This window comes from Intestinibacillus sp. Marseille-P6563 (genome assembly GCF_900604335.1).
Taxonomy (GTDB): domain Bacteria; phylum Bacillota; class Clostridia; order Oscillospirales; family Butyricicoccaceae; genus Butyricicoccus_B.
Genome location: NZ_UWOD01000002.1, coordinates 17,991 through 39,910, shown reverse-complemented (window position 1 = coordinate 39,910; position 21,920 = coordinate 17,991). Strand labels below are relative to the sequence as shown.

Sequence of the window (21,920 nt, the reverse complement as noted above, 5' to 3'; positions counted from 1 at the left end):
TTTTTTTATGCATCAACAGGACAGGAGAATAAAAGCTCAAATATCTGTCTTTTGGTTTGGATATCACAGACTCCATGGTACTCCTGGGCGATGGACTGCATATTGCGTAGACCAAAGCCATGGGTTTTGGTATCGGTTTTGCTGGTGCGTAAATTGCCCTGCGAGTCGGTTTCAATGGATCGATAGGTATTGGTGACACGCAGCATAAATTGACCATGGCAAACGCGAGCCTGCAAAGAGATTGCGCGCGTTTGGGAAGATGGGATCTTGCAGCAGGCTTCATAAGCATTATCCAGCGCATTGGCAAGCAGAGAGCACAACGCCGGAGCGGAAAATGGCAGCTTCGATGGCAAGGCCAAATCGAGATGCAATTGAATATTCGCTGCCTGAATTTCTGGAACTTTGCTGGACAATACGATATTGACCGTTTCATTATCGCAAAAATGCTGCCCTGATAACATGCCGGGCGCTTCGGTCAGGTCTTCCAAATATGTTTGCGCCTGAATAGTGTCGCCGCGCAGCAGGAAGCCCTGGAGAGCGGCAAAGTGGTTGCGCAAATCGTGACGTAGCCGGCGAAGCTGTAATTGTTCTTCCTCCAGATGGGACCAGTAAATGGAACGAAGCTGATAAAGCTGGTTTTCCTGCGCAATATATTCCTGTTTGGTGAAAATCGCCACAGACAGCAGCAAGACCACCGAAGAAAAGACCGCAAATGGTAAAATGGCAATAGACAGCATGAGGTCTTCCGATTGGTTTAAAATGACCGAGGCCAGTGTTGCCGCCATTGGCAGAATAGAAAGCATGCTCATCAGCATCCAGGTCTGGTGAGACAACGTGTAGTGCGCATCTGGCAGCACTTTGCGGATCAGTAGCCATAAGATACCCCAAAACAAAAACGTTAAAAGGTTTTGGAATACAAAAGGAATCAGGATACAGAGGCAATACCAGAGTGCATTGCTGGCCATCATCATTGGATATAAAACCAGAATCATGGTGCATTTGACATCGAGCGCACCCTGATACAAAAAAAGAATGCTCAAACAGAAAAAGGGAAGCGTGTACAAGATATTGACCGGGTCGGAGATTTGAATGATCATATTGACCGAAACCCAGGCGATGATCACACGCAGTCCCTGCGCCAGTTTTCCGGGACGGGGAACCAAAAATTTTTCTATGAGCTTTAAGATGAAAAATGGGGACAGGAAGAAAGGAAGATAAACGACAATCGCTTGAAAGAGGATATGGACTAACATGGAATATGATCCTCCGGGGAGGAAAATTGTGATAACAAGACACGGGTGAGTGTGAGCAGTGCTTGCTTTTTATAATTGCGGGAAATGGGCAGCGTCTGCGAGCCAATTTGTACATCATGGTCACCGATGCGTGTTACTGCAGGCGCATGAATCAAATACCGCTGATGAATCCGTACAAATTGATCGTCCAGCCCATTTTGCACATCGTCCAGCTTTGCATAAAACGTATACGATCGTTGCGTGGTGACACAGGTGATGAGCCGCTTTTCGGAGAAAAAATATAAGATATCTTTGCGCGGAATGCGATAGAGTCCCTCTGCATTCCGGCATACGTATACCGAGTCGCTGGTTTTTTGCAAAGTAGCAAATACCCGAGTCAGCAGTTGATGGATGTGCTCGGCTGTGGCAGGCTTTAACAGATAATCCAGCGCTCCAACCGTATAACCTTCAAACACATAACGGTCGTAGCCGGTGACGAATACAATTTGTAGGTTTTCGCTTTGGGAACGTAAGCGGTGCGCGGTATCCATGCCATGGATGCCCTGCATTTCAATATCCAAAAAGAGCACGTCGATTTCTCCAATGTGCTTTTCAAACCAATGCAAGAGCCCTTCACCCGAGGAAAACTCAAAAATACAATATGTGGAACCCCGCTCGGTTAAATCACGTTCCAAGAGCGAACGGAGGGCTGTGCGGGAAGCGACTTGATCGTCGCAAATACCGAGATGTAAGATGGGGCATCTCCCTTTCTGCAATCGTTTTCTTTATTATAGCATACGCCGGAAGCCCCCAAATACCGAACTTTACAAAATTCAGACCAAAAATAACAAGAAGTTTCGAAACTTTACAACCGGACTGTCAGATTTGACAGTCCGGTTTGTTTTTGATGTCAGGGATCAGTACACTGAAATCAAGGAAAGACATTTTAGAAAGGATGTATGGATATGTTGCAAGTAAACAATCTCTATAAATCGTATCAAGTGGGGAAGAACACCTATGATGTTTTGAAAGGGGTCTCCTTTCAGGTTGAGCCCAGCGAGTTTGTCGCTGTGATGGGACCGTCCGGCTCGGGCAAGACAACGCTTCTTAACTGCATTTCCTGTTATATTCCAGCTGACCACGGGGAGATCGAACTGGGTGGAGAAAGAATCGCAGCACTGGAAGAACAGGAACTGGCGGTGATCCGCAATCAGAAATTGGGGTTCGTCTTTCAGGACTTTTTGTTGCTCGATGGTCTGACCGTGCGGGAAAATATTTTGCTGCCGCGCATCATTGCCGGAAAGGTCGATGCAGATATGGAGGAATCTGCGGACCATTTATGCGATATTTTCGGCATTGCACATATCAAGAAAAAATATCCGGCCGAAATCTCGGGCGGTGAGAAGCAGAGAACGGCGGTCGCCCGTGCGCTGATCAACCACCCATTGCTGATTTTAGCTGATGAACCGACCGGCAATTTGGATTCCAAATCTTCGCGGGCGGTGATTCAGAGTTTTATGCAGGCACGGGACAGTTTGGGCGCTACCATTTTTATGGTGACGCACGATAGTTTTGCCGCGTCCTTTTGTGACCGCGTGATTATCTTGCGAGACGGGGTCGTTCATCAGACCCTTAAAAATCATGGAGACCGTGGACAGTTCCAGGATGATCTGCTGGATGCCATTCGTGAAATGAGCAAGGAGTGAGTCGCGATGAAAACCTTTTCCGAAGTTTATGCCTGTCTTCGCAGGAAAAACCGTAAGAATTATCTGCTTTTGATGGGCTGCTGCTTTTTTTCCGTTCTATTGATTACTGCGTATGTCTCGATGATGCGTTCTCCAACGGTTTTGACGGTTTTGCCCGAAGGCGGCGATTCCCGCAAGCAGGTAATGATGATTTTTGTTTTGGCGGTTATCGGATGCGCGGTGTTTACCGCTTATGCGTCCGGACTGTTCTTCCGTTCAAAATCCCGTGAAACCGGCGTTTTTCTTGCACTGGGAGCTACCAAGGCGCAGATACGGCGGCTGCTCTTTGCAGACCTGGCCAAAGCATCTTTGAGTTCCTGCGTGGCCGGGACTCTTTGCGGGGTACCACTGGCCTGGGGGATTTGGAAAATATTTCGTCTGGTTGTTGTCGACAGCGAAGAGATGGTGTTACATTTTGACCCAAACGCAATTGGGTTTGCACTGGTGTTTTCCATCTTTGTAATCGCCATGCTTTTTGGAATGGGCATTCGGTTTATCCGGCGGACCAACATTATCGATATCGTCAACGAATCCCGCAAATCGGAACCCATCCGCGCAGTGCCGAATTGGTATGGTCGTGTGGGAATCCTGCTGATGGTGGTCGGCGCCTTTGTGGGATATGAGCTCCCAACATTTTTTGTCCGGATCTTGCACTGGTACGTCCCTGAAGGGCTAAGCGCGATCGGATATGCTCCGCTGTTTGTGGGCTTGTATATGATTTTGCTGCATACAGTCGTCAATGGCTGGGGTAAGCGGAAAAAATATTATCAGAACCTGATTTCCACCAGTATGATGAAATTTCAAGGCCGCCAAACGGTACGTAATATGTTGGTCATCACGGTCTTGCTGGCAGGCGCTTATTTTGGGATGTTTTATGCCCCTATGCTCGGAACCAGTGCAATGGTCAGCTATGCCCAACGTCCGGTGGATTATGTCTATCATTTTCGAAACGATCAGCAAATCCCGCTGGAAGATGAGGTGCGCCAAATGGCGCAGGAAGAGAGTGTAACGCTAACAAGCTGGACGCAGGCACCGATTGCAGTCCTTGGGGTCGATGGGGAGAAACAAATCGAAACCGAAGGAGCAATGGGTGTCACCTGGCATACCGAGTATCGGGAGGTTCTGGAGTGCAATTCGTTTTTGTCGGAAAGTGCATGGAATCAGCTGACAGGCCAGTCCATCGATCTCGCACCCGGTACGGTAGCATCTGTGTTTGACACGAATGGCTCATCGGCATCTAGGACGTCGAACGAGCTTTCCCTGGTGACCAACCCGGTGACCGGAGAACAATTGCAGGTTATACCACAAACGGAAGTCTTAAAATCCGATCTGCTGTTTGGATATAAAGTTTTGGATGATACCGATTATGCTGCAATCACCCAGGGACTGACCGACGAATGGCAGGAAACCATGGTCTTTTTCAATGTAGAGAGCTGCGGGGATACGTACCCGTTCGCTAAACGGCTGTTTCATACCATTGTAGACCGCTCTGGACCAGAGGTAGAAGTTGTGGATGCTTATGATCCCATTCTGCATGCCCAGGAAGGGGATGCGTATCTATTTGCCGCGGAAAACCTCGCGCAATTTGGAGAGACCATCGATTATGACCAGCGGGACAGTTCAAACTTCCGGTTGTATTGGAAATACATGCCGCAATTTCGAGTACTCGATCAAACGGAATTCATTCGGACCATGGCAGTATTTTTGATGTTATTTATTTTCGTGGCAATCGTATGCTTTGCAGCGGTTATCGTCATAGCCTATACACGGTGTATGACCATTGCGCTGACCAATCGGCAAGTGTATGAAGATTTGCGGCATCTGGGGGCGTCGAGGGCGTATCTGCAAAGATCGGTGCGCGGACAAGTCAGCCGGGTGTTCTTTGTACCAGGTTTAGTTGGGACCCTGGCGATCTATGCCCTGTATGCGATGATCATGTATTTCAATGGAGATCCGTTGAGGTATACCATGGATGAACTGGCAGGAATGGCTGCCTGTCTGATTCTGGTTCTGCTGTGCTCAGGTCTTCTGTATCTGACGTATCGGCGAACACTCCACAAAGTTTGGTGCACACTGCAAATCGAATAAAACAGAAAAGGGACGGTGTTTTTACCGTCTCTTTGAGTTGTGTTGCATAAAGATTGTACAGGATAGCCACAATGGATGTATCTGTTAAAAGGGGGGAACCACTTTGGAAACAAAAATCCGAATCACATTAGCAGCTACAGCCATTATCTTAACGCTGTTATGGATTGGCCGGCTTGGAATGCTTCCAGACCGAACGGCCATACCTGATCACCGCATTTCCCTTATGGAGTATCGTCCGGAGGGGATGCTTTGCGTCTGACCGAAGCCAATGGATTGTTTTGCGCCGCCGCGCGGACATTTTCATCCTGGATGTGAGTGTAAATCATAGTGGTATCCACGTTGGTATGGCCCAAGACCGTTTGCAGGGTGCGAATGTCGACGCCGTTTTGATACATGAGCGTAGCCGCGGTGTGACGCAGTTTGTGAGCCGAATATTTTTGTGCATCCAATCCTGCGGCAGTGAGATATTTTTTAACCAGCCATTTGATAGTCGGAATGCTCAGGCGGTTCCGGTTGCGGCTGGTAAAAAAGGCGTTTTGGTCAGCCGGATGCGGAACAATGCGCTCGGGAAGATAGGCTGCAATGGCCTCCAGACAGGCGTCATTGAGATAGATCGTGCGTTCCTTGTTGCCTTTACCGAGTACGCGCAGGGTATCATTTTGGATATCCTGCAAGTTCATGCCCGCCAGTTCAGAAACACGCATGCCACAGTTTAAAAATAGAGTCAAAATGCAGTAATCCCGGGCCGCATACGGGCCGCTCACGCTTTCCAGCAGGGTTTTGGAATCTTCCAGCGTCAAATACCGCGGCAGCTTTTTGGGCAGGGAAGGCGAGTCCAGTTCTGAGACCGGATTGACTTCCAGCACACCAGCTTTGACGGTCAGATATTTAAAAAATGCCCGTAGAGAAGCCACTTTGCGGGCACGGGAGGTAGCACAGAGGCCGTATTCCGTGTGGGGGCTGTTTTGCTGGCGGGGGCGTTCCTGTGCGATATAGCCCAAATAATCATACACATCGGATAACGTGATGGTTTTGAGAAAGTCTACGTCTACGGCTTGAAGGGGGATTTCTTCAAAGGGCATGTCCAGCGGCACAAATTTGCGGCTGTGCAAAAGATACCGCAGGAAAAAACGAAGATCCAAAAAATATTCATAAGCGGTACGCTCGGATTTGCCTTTGATGGTCGAGATATAGACCAGGAAATCGCGCAAAAGCGGAGGTGCATCATGGGCATATTCAGAAATAATGTATCGCTTCATAAGAATTCCTCCTGTTTATTCACAATAGCACATTTTGCAAAGGGCGTCAAACAAACATTGCATTCTAAAAAGGAATCCAGTATAATGCACTCATAAAAGATTGGAGTGTGAAAAACAATGCGCATTGCAACAAGCGTAGTGGATTTGATTGGAAATACCCCTTTGCTGGAGCTGAGACGTGTCGCACAGGCACACAACTTAAAGGCAAAGCTACTTGCCAAAGTGGAAGCCATGAATCCGGCGGGAAGTGCGAAAGACCGGGTGGGTCGTGCGATGATTTTGGATGCCGAACAGCGCGGCATTTTAAAGCCTGGGGCAACGATCCTGGAACCAACGTCGGGCAATACCGGCATTGGCCTGGCTGCCGTAGCAGCCGCGCGGGGGTATCGGGTCATTTTGACCATGCCAGAAACCATGAGCGTGGAGCGGCGCAATTTACTGAAGGCCTACGGCGCTGAGTTGGTGCTTACGGAAGGTGCCAAGGGCATGCAAGGGGCTGTCGATAAGGCGGAAGAGCTTGCAAAAGAAATTCCAGGCAGCTTTTTGGCCGGACAATTTGTCAATCCGGTCAACCCGCAGGCGCATTATGACACCACCGGCCCCGAGATTTGGAACGATACCGATGGCCAGGTGGATGTTTTGGTCGCCACCTTTGGCACAGGCGGTACGATTTCTGGTGCCGGTCGATACTTAAAGGAAAAGAATCCGGCATTACATATTGTGGCAGTGGAACCCGCCGATTCTCCGCTTCTATCCAAAGGCGTGGCAGGCCCGCATAAAATTCAAGGGATTGGCGCGAATTTTGTTCCGAAAACGATGGACACGACCATTTTTGATGAGTTGCAGACCGTTACCACCGAAGAAGCTTTTTCGTTTGGCAAGGAGATCGCACGGCTCGAAGAGTTGCTGGTCGGTATTTCATCTGGAGCAGCTGTCAGCATTGCTGCAAAAATTGCAGCCCGTCCCGAATTTGAAGGGAAGAATATTGTGGTTGTTTTGCCGGATACTGGTGAACGCTATCTTTCTACCCCCATGTTTGATTAAAGGAGGCATGGACCAATGCTAAAAATCGAACGCGGTGATATTACAACTTACTCGGTCGACGCGATCGTCAATGCAGCCAATACTTCCCTGCTGGGCGGCGGTGGAGTCGATGGAGCGATCCATCGAGCGGCTGGACCGGAGCTATTACAAGAATGCCGGCTGCTGCATGGCTGCAAAACAGGGGAGGCCAAGATCACCAAGGGATATAAGCTGCCGGCTAAATACGTCATTCATACTCCAGGCCCTATTTGGTGTGGCGGACAACAGAGAGAAGCCGAACTGTTGGCAAGCTGCTATACCCATAGCTTGCAGCTTGCACTCGAAAACGGATGCAAAACCGTAGCGTTTCCTTCGATTAGCACCGGCGTCTATCATTTTCCACTGGAACAGGCAGCTGCGATTGCGGTCAAGACCATTCATACCTATTGCGATGCACATTCGCAGTTCGATGCCATTTATATGGTTTGCTTTGATGAGCACACCCTGAAAGCCTATCAGAACGCAGAAAAGGATTTCGCATGAATTGGGAAGCCTATGCGCAGTGCAGGTTGTGTCCACGGGCTTGTGGTGTCAATCGGCTGCAAGGAGAACGGGGGTATTGCGGTGCTTCGGCACAGGTCGAGCTGGGACGCGCGGCGCTGCATGCTTGGGAAGAACCGTCCATTTCTGGCGTGCACGGTTCGGGAACGGTATTTTTTGTACATTGTACGTTAGGCTGTATCTACTGTCAAAATCGGCAGATCAGCACACAGCGGGCGAACGGCATTACAGTTGATGCAAGCCGGTTGGCCGAAATCTTTTTAGAACTGCAAGACCAAAAGGCACAAAATATCAATTTGGTCACAGCGACCCATTATGCACCCCACGTGGCAGCTGCTGTGACAGAAGCGAAGCGCCAGGGGCTGAAGATCCCAGTCTTGCTCAACTGTGGCGGCTTTGAGTCCCTTGAAACCCTTCAAATGTTGGAAGGTATCGTTGACATCTATCTGCCGGATTTGAAGTATTACAGCAGTTATTATGCGCAAATGTATTCGCAGGCTGCAGACTATTTTGAAATCGCAGACGCAGCGATCGATGCGATGGTTCGCCAGACCGGAGCGCCGATCTTTAATGCACAGGGGAATATGAAGCGTGGGACACTGATTCGCCATTTGATGTTGCCCGGCCTTGCAGGCGATACCCGGCAGATTCTGCGCCATATTGCAGAGCGATGGGGAGATCGTGTTTTGGTCAGTTTGATGCGGCAGTATACCCCGATTGGGATGGAGAAGTATCCAGAACTGAATCGTGCGATTACAGAAGAGGAATATCAAGAAGCAGTCACTTATTTTACCGATTTGGGGCTGGCTGGATATCTGCAGGAAGGAGAAGCCGCCCAGGAAAGTTTTATTCCTGCTTTTTGCGGCGAAGGGGTAAAAAAGGATTGACGCTATCAAAAGCAAGTGCTATAATCTAGTTAAATTCAGATGGAAAAGACGATGAAAAGAAGAGTAAGCGGTGTTCGAATGCCACAGAGAGCCTTTGTTTGGTGAAAGAAGGCGCAGAGCGGAATCGCTGAAAATGGCCTTGGAGTTGCGTACCGACGTTGCTGTGCAGCTTAGGATACGATGGGTGTGCCCATTATAGCACTAGAGTATCGGGTAAATTCCCTGTACTTGATGAGGTTTGCGCTGTGAAGTGCAAACGAACAAAGGTGGTACCACGAAGCTTTCTGCTCTCGTCCTTTACGAAAGAAGGACGAGAGTTTTTTTATTTTGCGGAAAGGGGCAAAACGACATGGAAGTTACACTGCGCAAATGGCAGGAATCGGATAAAAACAGCTTGGCATATTATGCAAACAATGAAAAAATTTCTGATTGTGTACGCAATACTTTTCCTTATCCGTATACCATTGAGGATGCAGAATTTTTTATTCGGCTGGCCCGGCATGCTCATTCTGACCGAGAATGGATGTTGGCAATCGATGTCGATGGAGAGGCCATTGGCGGGATTACGCTAAACTTCGGAAATGATATTCATGAACGCACGGCGGAATTGGGCTACTGGGTGGGGGAGCCTCATTGGAAAAAGGGGATTGCCACCGAGGCAGTCCGTCAGATTTGTCAGTTGGCATTTGATCAGACGGAAATTGTGCGGATTCAGGCCGAAGTATTTGCCAATAATCCGGCTTCCATTCAGGTGCTTCAGAAGAACCAATTTATCCAGGAAGGATATTTTTGCAATCGCATTTATAAGCACGAAAAATTCCTGGATTCTGTTTTGTTTGCGACTTTTAAATAAGCTGAAAACCATCAAATCCACTGGAAAAAATATGGCCAATCTTTTCCTGAAAATAACGGTTACAGTTTCATTACGTAACCCGGTTGTCGCTTGACATATTTCGACAACTACGGTATTCTTTAAACAAGGAGATAAAGATAATTTCGAAATCTTTTCAAAACTTTTTATGGATTTGAAATTGTTCGGTGTTCCCCACCGGACAATTTTTTGCGCAATTTATGTGGAGTATTTTGGGATTTGAATGGAAAACAAAAGAAAGGATACGGTATGCTTTACTATAAAAAAGTTCTGGTAGGGGCTGCTGTAATGACCCTTGTCTTTACAACTTTGGCGGGTTGTAAGGGCGGTAATGAGGCGGAAAGTTCTGCCATGGTTTCATCGGCAGTTTCCAGTCTGGATGAACAACCTCAAAAGGCAGATTTGTCAAATTCTGCTATGCTGGGAAATTCCTATTTGGATGGCTTTGTAACATATAATGTTTTGCCGGATATGGATTGCTTTTACCGAGTTGGTTTGAACGTGCGCACTGTTTTTACTAAGACCATGCTCAATCATGAAATTCCTGTTATCGATGAACTGCAGAATGGCAAGTCCTATGACCGAGTTTTTCTGATTTTCGGAGAAAACGAACTGGGCTGGCCGAATACGCAAGCGTTTTATGATGGCTATGGCGAGGTGATTGATGCAGTGCGGGAGCGTCAGCCGGAGGCAGCTGTCTATATTCAGTCCATTTTGCCTGTATCACAGGAGGTATCGGAAAAAAATATCGATTGTACCAACAACGAGCAAATTCTGAAATTCAACGAGATGTTGAAAGAGTTGGCAAAAGAAAAAGATGCGATTTACCTGGATGTCGCATCGGTGATGATGGATGAAAACGGAAATCTTCCGGAAGATGCTGCCGTAGACGGAATCCACCCGGGCAGCAAGTATTATAAAATATGGGCGGAATATTTGGAAGACAATGCGATTTTATCACAAGAATGAGGGAGAAATATACCATGAAATGGATGCATTCGTTTCAGATTGCGACTTGCGGCGTAGCAGCGTCGCTGCTTTTGACGGCATGTGGTTCTGAACTCAAAATCGTGCCGGCAGACACCATTGCAAGCATGAAAGATCAAATCACATTTACCGATCAATTCGAAACTTTAGATAAAGAAGGCGCATGCCGGGTTTATGGCGTGGATGAAGAATTGGTAGAAGATAGTGCAGCCTTAGCCGGGTCGGGTGCAACCGCCGAAAGCCTTTCGGTTTGGCAGGCAGTCGATGCCAGCAGCGCGGAGAAAGTAGAAGAGCAGCTACAAGTTTTTGTTGATGGATACATTGAAGGCTATTCCGATTATAAACCGGAAGAAGTTCCAAAGCTGGAAAGCGCGATTATGTCCCGCGAAGGCCAGTATGTTATCCTTTGCATTTCTGCGGATAATGCAGCAGCGGAAGATGTTGTGAATAAAACGCTGCATCCGTAAAGGGAAGAGGATTCAACATTGAGCTTTGCCAGTTTAACGTTTTTGTATTTTTTCCTTCCCTTTACGTTGCTCGGGTATTATATTTTACCTGGAAGACTCAAGAATGGCTTTCTCCTGCTTGCGAACCTGGTGTTTTACGCATGGGGAGAGCCATCTTTTCTGATCGTTATCTTATTGACAACCGTGGTCAATTTTTATGCGGCAAAATTTATGGAAAAGCACCCAACACGAAAAAAGTTGGGTGCTATCGCCGCAATCGTAGTCGATCTAGCTTTGCTACTGGTCTTTAAGTATACCGCGTTTGTAATTGATTCGTTGCGGCCAATCTTGTTTTGGATGGATTTGCCTCATGTGGACATTGCATTGCCGCTGGGCATTTCTTTCTATACATTTCAGGTTTTGTCCTATATCATTGACGTATATCGCGGAGATGTACCGACACAAGAAAAGTTTACCCGTTTTGCAACCTATATGACGTTGTTTCCGCAGCTGATTGCGGGACCGATCGTGCGATATCGGGATTTGGCAGACCAATTGGGAGAACGGCATCAAACACTGGCCCGCTTTGCAGATGGTATTCGGATTTTGCTGATTGGTCTGAGTAAAAAAGTATTGCTGGCCAATTCTATGGGGGCATTATGGGAAAGCCTGAAGATCGATCCAACGCAGAATGGTTTGCTTGAGGCCTGGGTCGGTGCCATTGCATTTACTTTGCAAATTTACTTTGATTTCAGCGGTTATTCGGATATGGCGCGCGGATTGGGAAAATTGTTTGGATTTGAAATCCCGATCAATTTTGATTACCCGTATATTTCGCGTAGCATCACGGAATTTTGGCGTCGCTGGCATATTTCGCTGGGAACCTGGTTCCGGGATTATGTGTATTTTCCTCTGGGTGGCAGCCGCAAGGGAGGCGGACGTACGATTCGCAATCTGCTGATTGTTTGGGCGCTGACTGGGTTGTGGCATGGAGCAAGCTGGAATTTTGTGCTGTGGGGCCTGTATTACTTTGTATTATTGGTCGTAGAAAAACTCTGGTTGGGCCAGCTCCTAAAACGACTCCCAAAAGTGATTTCCCATATTTACGCGATGTTCTTTGTAACCATCGGATGGGTTCTCTTTGCCTTTGACCAGTTTGACGGCTTGGGAGCATATCTGTATAGCATGTTTGATTTTTCCAGCGGTCTGCTGGGTGAACATGCCTTTGTGCTGACGATTTCGTATTTGCCACTGTTGTGTATTTCGATTTTCGCAGCTTTGCCAATCGCAAAAAAATGGGTTTTGACTTGGCGGGAAAGCAAGTTCTGGCCTGTGCTGGAGATGGCGGTAAGCGGCGGTGCAATCGTTTTATGTACAGCATTTTTAGTAGCACAAAGCTATAATCCATTCCTATATTTCCGATTTTAAGGGAGGCCATGCAAGTGAAAAAGCGAGATCTTCCCTTAGTCATTGGGTTTTGTGCTGTGTTGATTGGTTTACAAGCGGCATTTTGGGTTTTGCCGAAACAGGAGTTTTCGGTTAACGAAAAACGTGTACTGCAGGAATTTCCAGAATGGCGTTGGTCAAACTTATGGAGCGGCAAATGGTTTCAATCGATCGATGACTATCTTTCCGACCATTTTGCACAGCGCGATTTTTGGGTCGGAGCCCATGCTTATACCCAACAGGCAGAAGGTCTGAATTCGGCTGGAAAGGTTTACCGTGGAAAAGAAGGATGGCTGATCAATCGGCCGATAGAAGCGGGAGCAGTTTTTGAAAAGAATATCCAAACGATTCGGGAGTTTGCAGAAAAGCATCCGGAAGAGGATTTCTCATTTTTATGTGTCCCGACCACAGGGGCGATTATGACCGATAAGTTGCCTGATTTACATGAATCCTATCCCGATGCTGCGCTATTGCAGCAGATGGAAGCGGAATATGCAGGGACAATGCAATGGATTGATGTCATGGAAGTCTTACAAAATGCGACGGATACTCCCATCTATTATCGGACAGATCATCACTGGACAAGTTTGGGAGCATATGAAGTATATTGTGCGCTTGCACAGGCATGGGGACTGACATCAGCCGAAAAAGAGGAATACTCTATCGATGACTATGATGGATTCTATGGAACGACCTACTCCAAAAGTGGGCTGTGGGCAACAAAACCAGATGAAATATCCCTATGGACCGACACAGAGACACAAATTGATGTGACCGCATACGATGAAAACCGACCGGTACCGATTGAGCAAGAGGGGCCATTTTTTCTGGAACACTTGCAGGAAGCAGATAAATATCCCGTATTTTTGGACGGGAATCATGCCAAAGTAACATTGACCTCCAATGCGCCCGGCGGGAAGTTGCTCATTGTGCGGGATTCCTTTGCCCACTGCTTTGCTCCATTTTTGAGCCGGCATTATCAGACGATCGATTTGGTGGATTTGCGTTATTTTAAAAAGCAAACCGTTTCTGAACTGATCGAAGAAAATGAATATGATCGTATCTTATTTGTCTACGGATTGGAAACTCTAACGAGTGATCGCAGTATCCAATGGTTAGCATGATAAAAAAACGCCGCTAATGCGGCGTTTTTTTATTGCAAAATTCGATGATAGATTTTATGCAATATACAAAGATATAATAAAATCCTTTCACAAGGTTTCCAAAAAAACAACACATGTTTTGTGAGTTTAATCCAAAATTACAATAGAAAATCAGAAGGATATTGACAAATTGATGGAAAAGGACTAGGATAAAGATATAGAAAGAACCTTTTCAAAAGTGTCGGCGTTTGAAGGAGAATGTGGATTATGGAATACTTACTGGGTATTGATATCGGCACATCTGGTACAAAAACAGTTCTATTTGACACAAATGGCGCGGTAATTGCTTCCTGTACTGTCGAATATCCTATGCAGCAGCCGCAAAATGGCTGGGCAGAGCAAAATCCTGATGATTGGTGGAATGCGGTTTGCCAGGGAATCCAAGCGGTTTTAAAGCAGAGTGCAATCGATGCGAAGTCGATTCGCGGTATTGGCCTGTCTGGACAAATGCATTCGCTGGTCATGCTGGACGAAGAAAACAAGGTCTTGCGTCCGGCGATTTTGTGGTGTGATCAGCGGACAGCGGCAGAATGTGAAGAGATTTATGAACGGGTAGGCAAAGAGCGTTACATCGAAATTACCGCAAATCCAGCACTGACTGGATTTACCGCCGGAAAGATTTTGTGGGTCCGCAACCATGAACCCGAAATTTACAGCAAATGCAGGCATATTTTACTTGCAAAAGATTATGTGCGTTTCCGCCTGTGCGGCGTATATGCTACCGAAGTTTCGGATGCATCGGGCATGGGCCTGTTGGATGTACCACAGCGCTGCTGGTCGGATGAGGTCTTAACAAAACTGGAAATTGAGCCGGAATTACTGGCGAAAGTATATGAAAGCCCAGAAGTAACCGGAACGATTACAGAAGATGCTGCCGCCAAAACCGGATTGGCGGTAGGCACGCCAGTTGTTGGCGGCGCGGGAGATAACGCAGCAGCAGCAGTCGGAACAGGGGTTGTCGAAGATGGCAAGGCCTTTGCGACTATTGGCACTTCGGGCGTTGTATTTGCCCATACCAGCCAGCTGTCGGTGGATCCTAAGGGGCGCGTTCATACGTTTTGCTGTGCGGTACCGGGTGCCTGGCATGTCATGGGCGTCACTTTAGCGGCAGGACAGTCCCTGAAATGGTATCGGGATCAATTCTGCGGCTTGGATTGCTTAGAAGCAGAAAAGCAAAATGTAGATCCTTATGTACTCCTGGACAAAGCGGCCGAACAGGTTCCGATTGGTTCCAACCGCCTGCTCTACCTGCCTTATTTGATGGGAGAACGGACACCACATTTGGATCCGGATTGCCGCGGTGCTTTTGTAGGCCTGTCGGGAATGCATACACGATATGATTTACTGCGGGCTGTGATGGAAGGCGTGACATTTAGCTTGCGGGATTGCGCAGAAATTTTGCGTGAAATGCAGGTGCGTCCGACCGAAATTTTGGCTTGCGGCGGCGGTGGCACTTCTCCGCTGTGGCGGCAGATGTTGGCGGATGTTCTAGGCTGCCCGGTTGCAACAACAGTCAGCAAGGAAGGACCGGCTTTGGGTGTTGCAATTTTGGCTGGCGTGGGTGCTGGAGTCTATGCGTCGGTTGAAGAAGGATGCCGGAAGCTAATTGCTGTCAATGCATCGCAAGCACCGATTGCTTCTAATGTAGAAAAATATGAAGCATTTTACAAAGTGTATCAGGCCCTGTACCCTGCACTCAAAGAACAGTATCACGTTTTGGCGGGTCTTTAAGAAAGGATGAGCAATGTTGAAAATCCAATCGGTTTACGATGAAGCATTTGCAGTCTATGGACGGGTTTTATCAGACTTTGATTTTCAGAGCCTGACCGAAACGTTGGAAAAAGAAACCGAACGGCCAACCGATGGTGTTGTATATATCCCGTCGGTGGAAGCGCTGGAAGTAGATGCGGCATATAGCATCCTGCGTGACCATGTATATGGCGGCATGCCGATCCAAATCGGATATTGCAATGGCACTAACACAAAGTTGAACTGCGTGGAATATCACCGCGATAGTGAGATCAACATTGGTGCACAGGAGTTCATTCTTCTGGTTGCCCGGCAGCAGGATCTGGGCCCGGAGTGGCAGCTGCATACCGATCGGGTAGAGGCCTTTCGGGTGCCTGCCGGCGTGGCAGTTGAGCTTTATGCGACAACCTTGCATTATGCGCCATGCGATGCTGCCAAGCAGGCAGGATTCCGTGTTGCCGTGGTGCTGCCGAAGGGAACCAATACCGAAGCGCCGCAGCTAAAACCGATTCAAAAGGAAGACAAAATGCTGCGTGCAAAAAACAAATGGCTGATTGCCCATCCGGATGCATCGGAAGCGCAGGATGGTGCATATATTGGACTGCTGGGCGAGAATATCGATCTTCTGCCGAGCCTTTAAAGGGAGGACAAGAATATGAAAAACATTGCAGAAATCAAAATGGGTATCATTTCGGTCAGCCGGGGATGCTTCCCGATTTCGCTGTCCGAACAGCGTCGTAAAAATGTCGTACAAGCTTATGGCGATGGTTTGTATGAATGTCCGGTATGCGTAGAAACCGAATTGGATGCGAAGAAGGCAGTCGAAGACGTAAAGGCGGCTGGCGTGAATGCTCTGTGCGTATTTTTGGGCAACTTTGGCCCGGAGACCCCGGAAACCATGATTGCTGATTTGTTTGACGGACCGATTATGTATACATCGGCAGCGGAAGGTGACGGCGACCTGCACAATGGACGCGGCGATGCTTACTGCGGTATGCTGAATGCTTCCTATAACTTGGGCCTTCGTGGAAAGCGGGTATACATCCCGGAATATCCTTGCGGTACAGCGGCTGAAGTTGCAGAACAAATCCGGGAGTTTGTACCCATTGCGACTGCTCTGGTTGGCTTGAAGGGACTGAAAATTTTTGCCTTTGGTCCGCGGCCGAACGATTTCCTGGCTTGCAATGCACCAATCAAGGCGTTGTATGATCTTGGGGTTGCTGTGGAAGAACATTCGGAGCTGGATCTTCTGGTTGCCTACAATAAGCACAAAGACGATCCGCGGATTCCGGCCAAGGCAAAGGAAATGGCAGAAGAATTGGGCAGCAATAATCCGTATGCAGGTGTGCTGCCGCGCCTGGCACAGTACGAGCTGACGTTGGAAGACTGGATGGAAGAAAATCTGGGCTGCTCCAAGTATGCGGCGTTTGCCAATAAGTGCTGGCCGGCATTCCAGACTGAATTTGGATTCGTCCCGTGCTATGTCAATTCCCGCTTCACCGGCCGTGGCATCCCGATTTCTTGTGAAGTCGATATTTACGGCGCGTTGAGTGAGTACATCGGTATTTGCGTTTCGGGGGCTCCAGTGACGCTGTTGGACATCAACAACTCGGTACCGGCGCAGATTTATGCAGAAGATATCGAAGGCAAGGCACTGTATCGGCTTAACGAAACTTTTATGGGCTTCCATTGCGGCAATACCTGCTCTTCGCTGCTGAAGAATCCGCATATGGGTTACCAGCTGATCATGAAGCGGCAGCTTGAGCCCGAACTGCCTGAGCCGGATATTACACGTGGTACCATGGAAGGCGATATCAAGGCTGGCGATATTACATTCTATCGTCTGCAATCGACGGCTTCGACGCAGCTGCGCGCCTATATCGCGCAGGGCGAAGTCTTGGATGTTGCAAGCCGTTCGTTTGGTTCCATCGGTGTATTTGCAATTCCGGAAATGAATCGTTTCTACCGTCATGTATTGATTGAAAAACAGTATCCGCATCACGGCGCGGTTGCATTTGGGCATTATGGAAAGGCCCTGTTCGAAATTTTCAAATATCTTGGGGTTCAAGACATTGCTTATAATCAACCGGCAAGCTTGCCGTATCCAGGCGAAAACCCCTTTGCATAAGAAAAAGTGGGCCGCCTTGATTTCGAGGCGGCCCTTTGTTTGAAAAAAGCTTAAAAAATCCTGAATAATTGAGAGCTTTTGGCCTGTTTTGAGCTGTTATCACAAAAAATACACAAGATTTAAATAATGTGAACAAAAAAAAGCAATATTTTGATTGCGACTTGTATATTTGGATGCTATAATAGCCATATCAACTAGGAAAAAGCACAAAAAATAGCATTACTATACGAAAAAAATGTATAGAATGTCTAGTTCTTTTTGGTGGAGTAGGTTGATATAAGCCGGAACAGCCGGTTTATATAGAGAAGAAGATTTCATTTTAAGGAGGAGAAGAAATGAAAAAGAGAAGATTGTTTGCAGCGTTGACAGCGGCTGCACTGGCTGTATCGATGACGGCCTGCACAAGCAGCAGCGATTCGGGCACTGCATCCGGCAGTTCTGGTGGAGAAAAGAAAGACATTTCGGAAATTGTCGTTGGTCTTTCGATCGGTAACACCACCGAGGAACGCTGGAACCGTGAAATCGAAATGTTCCAAGATTACGCGGACGAAAAGGGTTTTGAACTCAATACCCAGATTGCAAACAATGACGCGAACAAGCAGATCTCCCAGTGTGAAAACCTGATCAACCAGGGTGTCGACGTGCTGATCGTTCAGTCGCTGGACGCAGAAGCAGCTGGCCCGATCGTAGATGCAGCACATGATGCAGGCATCAAGGTTATCGCATATGACCGCTTTATCATGAACAGCGACCTGGACTACTACGTAACGTTTGACTCGTACAAGGTTGGTGAAACCGAAGCGAAGTTCGTTGTAGAAGCTGCTCCGAAGGGCAACTACATCTGGCTGAAGGGTGCACCGGAAGACAACAACGCACACCTGGTAGCTGAAGGCCAGAAGGATGTTCTGCAGCCGTACATCGACAGCGGCGACATCACCATCGTTACTGAGCAGTGGTGCAAGGGTTGGGACCCCAACGAAGCTCTGAAGCATACTGAAAATGGCCTGACCGTTGCAAACAACGACGTACAGGGCGTTATCGCTTCCAACGACGGCACCGCAGGTGCAGCAGTCGAAGCTTTGGCAGCACAGGGCTTGGCTGGTACCGTTCCGATCTGCGGACAGGACGCTGACCTGGCAGCTTGCCAGAGAATCGTTGAAGGCACACAGACTGGTACGGTTTACAAGCCGCTGGCTCCGCTGAACCAGGCCGCATGTGAACTGGCTGTCGCAATTGCAACCGGCGAAGATCCGAAGAGCAGTGTTGACTCCAGCCTGGGCACTTGGCAGACCTTGAACAACAATACCAAAGATGTTGATTCGTTCACGGTTGACGTAGAAGCAGTAAACAAGGACAACATTTATGAGATTATTTGTGTTCGTGACCAGTTCCATACGGTAGAAGAAGTTTATGCAAACGTACCGAAGGATCAGTGGCCGACCGAAGCAGACGCCGCAGCTGAATAATGAAAGTCATTCGGTAACAAACAATCTTGATGTGCGGGGTGCATGGCTGCAGCAGGCAACCGTGCACCCCCAACTATTATCCATTTTCCGGTGTTTCACACGTATATAAGCACATAACGCACGTTCTCTTTGAAATTTGGGGGTGTATACTATGTCCGATTATATTTTGCAGTTGCAGGATATAACCAAGATCTTCCCCGGCGTAAAAGCGCTGTCTGAGGTTACTTTCAGCGTTCAACGCGGACATGTCCATGCCTTAGTCGGCGAAAATGGTGCTGGTAAATCGACGCTTATCAAAGTCATTTGTGGCGTATATCCATATGGTACATATGAAGGCAAGGTCTTTTTTGAAGGAAAAGAATGTAAGTTCAAAACGATTCGTGATGTAGAAAAAGCTGGTATCGCTTGTATCCACCAGGAGATGAACCTGGTGCCGGATATGTCGATCAGTGAAAATATCTTTTTAAATAATCAGCCCAACCGTGCCGGTATCATTAACTTTGATGCCATGCACGAACGTTGCTTAAAGCTGCTGCAGGACGTTGGTCTGGATGTCAATCCCGAAGAAATGGTCCGTAATCTCGGTGTTGGTCAGCAGCAGATGGTCGAAATCGCCAAGGCATTGGCGCGTGATGTAAAACTGCTGCTGCTTGACGAACCGACTGCGGCTTTGACTGAGGCAGAAGTCGATATTCTGCTGGAGCTGGTAGACAAATTACGGCAAAAGGGCGTTACCTGTATTTATATTTCGCACCGTCTAGATGAAATCATGCGTCTTTGTGATGACATTACTGTTTTGCGTGACGGCGAAACGATCGAAACCCGTCCGAAATCGCAGATGACCAAGGACGATATGATCTCGTTGATGGTTGGTCGTGAAATGACCAATCTGTTCCCGCGGGTTCCGCATACACGCGGTGAGATTGGGTTTGAAATTAAAAACTTTACGGTACCCCATCCGGATATCCCGGATCGCAACATCATCAACAATGTAAGTCTCAAGGCGTATAAGGGTGAAATTTTGGGAATCAGTGGCCTGATGGGTGCCGGACGTACCGAACTCTTTACAGCAGTTTACGGAGCGTACCGTACCAAGGGTACAGGTGAGATCTATATTGACGGCAAAAAGGTAGAGATCAAAAATCCGCAGGATGCCCTGAAGGCAGGTTACTTTATCGTCAGTGAAGACCGTAAAAAATTGGGTCTGAACCTGATTATGAGCATCAAGGAAAACACAACACTCTCTTCGCTGGACAAGGTATCCAAGTTCGGCATTTTGAATGAAGATGCAGAGGTTGCTTATACGACAAAGTATGTGCAGGAGATCCGCACAAAAACACCAAGCATTGATGTAGCCGTAAACACACTTTCGGGTGGTAACCAGCAGAAAGTCGTTTTGGCGAAAGCATTGATGAGTGAACCGAAGGTCATGATCTTGGATGAGCCGACGCGTGGTATTGACGTTGGTGCGAAGTATGAAATCTACAAGATCATGAATGAACTGGTCGAAAAAGGTGTCGTCATTATTATGATTTCTTCTGAAATGGAAGAAATTCTCGGTATGAGTGATCGCATTTTGACAGTAGCCAATGGTGAAATCACCGGTGAGTTTGATGTCAAGGATGCAACGCAGGAAATCTTGATGCGCGCAGCAGTAGGGAGGAGTTAAACCATGGCAACACAAAACAAAAGTCTGTTGAAAAAAATTGATATACGCGCCTTGACCATGGTGCTCGTATTGGTTATCCTCTGGGTCGCATTTACGGCAGCAACTGGAGGCAACTTTTTAACAACACGTAACTTGTCGAACCTGCTTCGCCAGGCGGCATTTACCGGCATCATGGGTGTCGGCATGACACTGGTTATTGTTACCGGCGGTATTGACCTGGCTGCTGGTATGACAATGGGCTTTATTGGCTGTATGATGGCAGTATGCCAGGTTTGGTGGGGTCTGTCCACACCGGTTACCATTGCAATCGGTTTGATTATTGGCCTGGTTATTGGTACGGTAGAAGGTGCATTGATTGCGTATACCGGCATTGCGCCGTTCATCGTTACGCTGGGTGCACAGCTGATTTTCCGCGGCGGTATGCTGGCGGTAACTGGTGGTCAAACCATCGCTCCTTTCCAGGAATCCTATAAGTTCTGGGGCACGCAGTATGTTCTCCCGTTTGCTGGTTGGATTTTGGCAGTAATCGCGATTCTGGCACTGCTGGCCAATGAACTGGGCAAGCGCCGCGCGAAGAAAAGATATGGTAGCTTGACCGAGTCCATGACTGAAATGCTTGTACGCTGGGGCGTTATGTCGGTCATTATCGTAGTTGCCGTTTGGATTTTGAATGACTTCCGCGGCATTCCGATTCCGGTACTGGTTATGATGCTGGTCGTTGTCATCTTCACCTTTATCTCTCAGAAGACGACCTTCGGCCGCAGCGTTTATGCAATCGGCGGTAACATTGCCGCAGCACGTTATGCTGGTATCAACGTTAAGAAAAACCTGACGCTGGTTTACTGCCTCAATGGTCTGCTGTGTGCAGTAGCAGCAGTTATCTATACCGCTCGTCTGAACGGCGGTACCTCGCAGGCAGCCAACGGTAACTACGAACTGGATGCAATCGCTTCGGCAGTTATCGGCGGTACGTCTATGACCGGCGGTATCGGTAAGGTATCCGGCGCGATCTTAGGTGCGGTTATCATGATGTCTATCGATAACGGCATGTCGATGATGAACCTGGATGCATACTGGCAGTTCATGGTTAAGGGTGTTATTCTCGTTGCAGCGGTTTGGTTCGATACACAGACCCAAAAGCGCCGCAAATAATATTATCTTTTTCATCCTCTAAAAAACGGCTTGGCTTTTTTCAAAAGG

Annotated in this window: 19 protein-coding genes and 1 other annotated feature; of the genes, 16 read left to right on the top strand and 3 right to left on the bottom strand. The window is 47.9% G+C overall.

From position 1 onward, the window contains the following. Positions 1 to 5 precede the first annotated feature (5 nt). Positions 6 to 1,253, bottom strand: coding sequence for a sensor histidine kinase (locus EFB11_RS08270; protein WP_122789775.1), 1,248 nt, complete (start codon positions 1,251 to 1,253; stop codon positions 6 to 8). Then, positions 1,247 to 2,008, bottom strand: a complete 762-nt coding sequence (locus EFB11_RS08265) for a LytR/AlgR family response regulator transcription factor (protein WP_279220540.1) — start codon at positions 2,006 to 2,008, stop codon at positions 1,247 to 1,249. Before EFB11_RS08265 ends, EFB11_RS08270 begins: the two co-directional genes overlap by 7 nt. 189 nt (positions 2,009 to 2,197) lie before the next feature. Here EFB11_RS08265 and EFB11_RS08260 point away from each other — a divergent pair, with 189 nt between their 5' ends. Beyond that, the gene (locus EFB11_RS08260) at positions 2,198 to 2,938 is read left to right on the top strand and encodes an ABC transporter ATP-binding protein (protein ID WP_122789774.1); all 741 of its coding nucleotides are present in this window, start codon (positions 2,198 to 2,200) and stop codon (positions 2,936 to 2,938) included. A 6-nt stretch (positions 2,939 to 2,944) separates the two neighbouring features. After that, entirely contained in the window at positions 2,945 to 5,065 is a 2,121-nt protein-coding gene (locus EFB11_RS08255; protein ID WP_122789773.1) for an FtsX-like permease family protein, read from the top strand. Positions 5,066 to 5,286: 221 nt separating this feature from the next. Here the strand turns inward: EFB11_RS08255 and EFB11_RS08250 are convergent, their stop codons facing one another. Then, entirely contained in the window at positions 5,287 to 6,324 is a 1,038-nt protein-coding gene (locus EFB11_RS08250; RefSeq protein WP_122789772.1) for a tyrosine recombinase XerC, read from the bottom strand. Between the two features lie 117 nt (positions 6,325 to 6,441). On the opposite strand from EFB11_RS08250, the gene cysK reads away from it, so the two are divergent. The 14 genes from cysK to EFB11_RS08180 all read left to right on the top strand — a co-directional run bounded on the left by cysK (position 6,442) and on the right by EFB11_RS08180 (position 21,872). Beyond that, positions 6,442 to 7,368 (top strand): cysteine synthase A, encoded by a 927-nt coding sequence (gene cysK, locus EFB11_RS08245; protein WP_122789771.1) that lies wholly within the window; start codon positions 6,442 to 6,444, stop codon positions 7,366 to 7,368. A 15-nt stretch (positions 7,369 to 7,383) separates the two neighbouring features. Further along, a complete protein-coding gene (locus tag EFB11_RS08240) occupies positions 7,384 to 7,890 on the top strand; it encodes an O-acetyl-ADP-ribose deacetylase (RefSeq protein ID WP_122789770.1) in 507 nt (168 codons plus the stop codon). Further along, positions 7,887 to 8,795 carry a radical SAM protein gene (locus EFB11_RS08235; RefSeq protein WP_122789769.1) on the top strand — a complete coding sequence of 303 codons (909 nt, stop codon included), beginning with the start codon at positions 7,887 to 7,889 and terminating at the stop codon, positions 8,793 to 8,795. Before EFB11_RS08240 ends, EFB11_RS08235 begins: the two co-directional genes overlap by 4 nt. A gap of 42 nt (positions 8,796 to 8,837) precedes the next feature. Then, positions 8,838 to 9,096: a binding site (T-box leader), on the top strand. A gap of 48 nt (positions 9,097 to 9,144) precedes the next feature. Then, positions 9,145 to 9,648 (top strand): GNAT family N-acetyltransferase, encoded by a 504-nt coding sequence (locus EFB11_RS08230; RefSeq protein WP_122789768.1) that lies wholly within the window; start codon positions 9,145 to 9,147, stop codon positions 9,646 to 9,648. A gap of 237 nt (positions 9,649 to 9,885) precedes the next feature. After that, positions 9,886 to 10,635: a GDSL-type esterase/lipase family protein gene (locus tag EFB11_RS08225; RefSeq protein WP_164706673.1), complete on the top strand. Its 750-nt coding sequence runs from the start codon at positions 9,886 to 9,888 to the stop codon at positions 10,633 to 10,635. 14 nt (positions 10,636 to 10,649) lie between these two features. Next, on the top strand, positions 10,650 to 11,120 hold the full coding sequence (locus EFB11_RS08220) for a DUF4358 domain-containing protein (protein WP_164706672.1): 471 nt from the start codon (positions 10,650 to 10,652) through the stop codon (positions 11,118 to 11,120). Positions 11,121 to 11,138: 18 nt separating this feature from the next. After that, positions 11,139 to 12,527, top strand: coding sequence for an MBOAT family O-acyltransferase (locus EFB11_RS08215; RefSeq protein WP_122789765.1), 1,389 nt, complete (start codon positions 11,139 to 11,141; stop codon positions 12,525 to 12,527). Between the two features lie 14 nt (positions 12,528 to 12,541). After that, positions 12,542 to 13,669, top strand: a complete 1,128-nt coding sequence (locus EFB11_RS08210; protein WP_164706671.1) for a DHHW family protein — start codon at positions 12,542 to 12,544, stop codon at positions 13,667 to 13,669. Positions 13,670 to 13,915: 246 nt separating this feature from the next. Further along, positions 13,916 to 15,439 (top strand): xylulokinase, encoded by a 1,524-nt coding sequence (gene xylB, locus EFB11_RS08205; protein WP_122789763.1) that lies wholly within the window; start codon positions 13,916 to 13,918, stop codon positions 15,437 to 15,439. Positions 15,440 to 15,452: 13 nt separating this feature from the next. Continuing rightward, positions 15,453 to 16,097: a DUF4867 family protein gene (locus EFB11_RS08200; RefSeq protein WP_442906852.1), complete on the top strand. Its 645-nt coding sequence runs from the start codon at positions 15,453 to 15,455 to the stop codon at positions 16,095 to 16,097. A 15-nt stretch (positions 16,098 to 16,112) separates the two neighbouring features. Next, entirely contained in the window at positions 16,113 to 17,585 is a 1,473-nt protein-coding gene (locus EFB11_RS08195; protein WP_122789762.1) for an L-fucose/L-arabinose isomerase family protein, read from the top strand. Positions 17,586 to 17,920: 335 nt separating this feature from the next. Then, a complete protein-coding gene (locus EFB11_RS08190) occupies positions 17,921 to 19,051 on the top strand; it encodes a sugar ABC transporter substrate-binding protein (protein ID WP_122789761.1) in 1,131 nt (376 codons plus the stop codon). Between the two features lie 151 nt (positions 19,052 to 19,202). After that, positions 19,203 to 20,720, top strand: coding sequence for a xylose ABC transporter ATP-binding protein (locus EFB11_RS08185; protein WP_122789760.1), 1,518 nt, complete (start codon positions 19,203 to 19,205; stop codon positions 20,718 to 20,720). 3 nt (positions 20,721 to 20,723) lie between these two features. Further along, positions 20,724 to 21,872, top strand: coding sequence for a sugar ABC transporter permease (locus EFB11_RS08180; protein ID WP_122789759.1), 1,149 nt, complete (start codon positions 20,724 to 20,726; stop codon positions 21,870 to 21,872). Positions 21,873 to 21,920 lie beyond the last annotated feature (48 nt).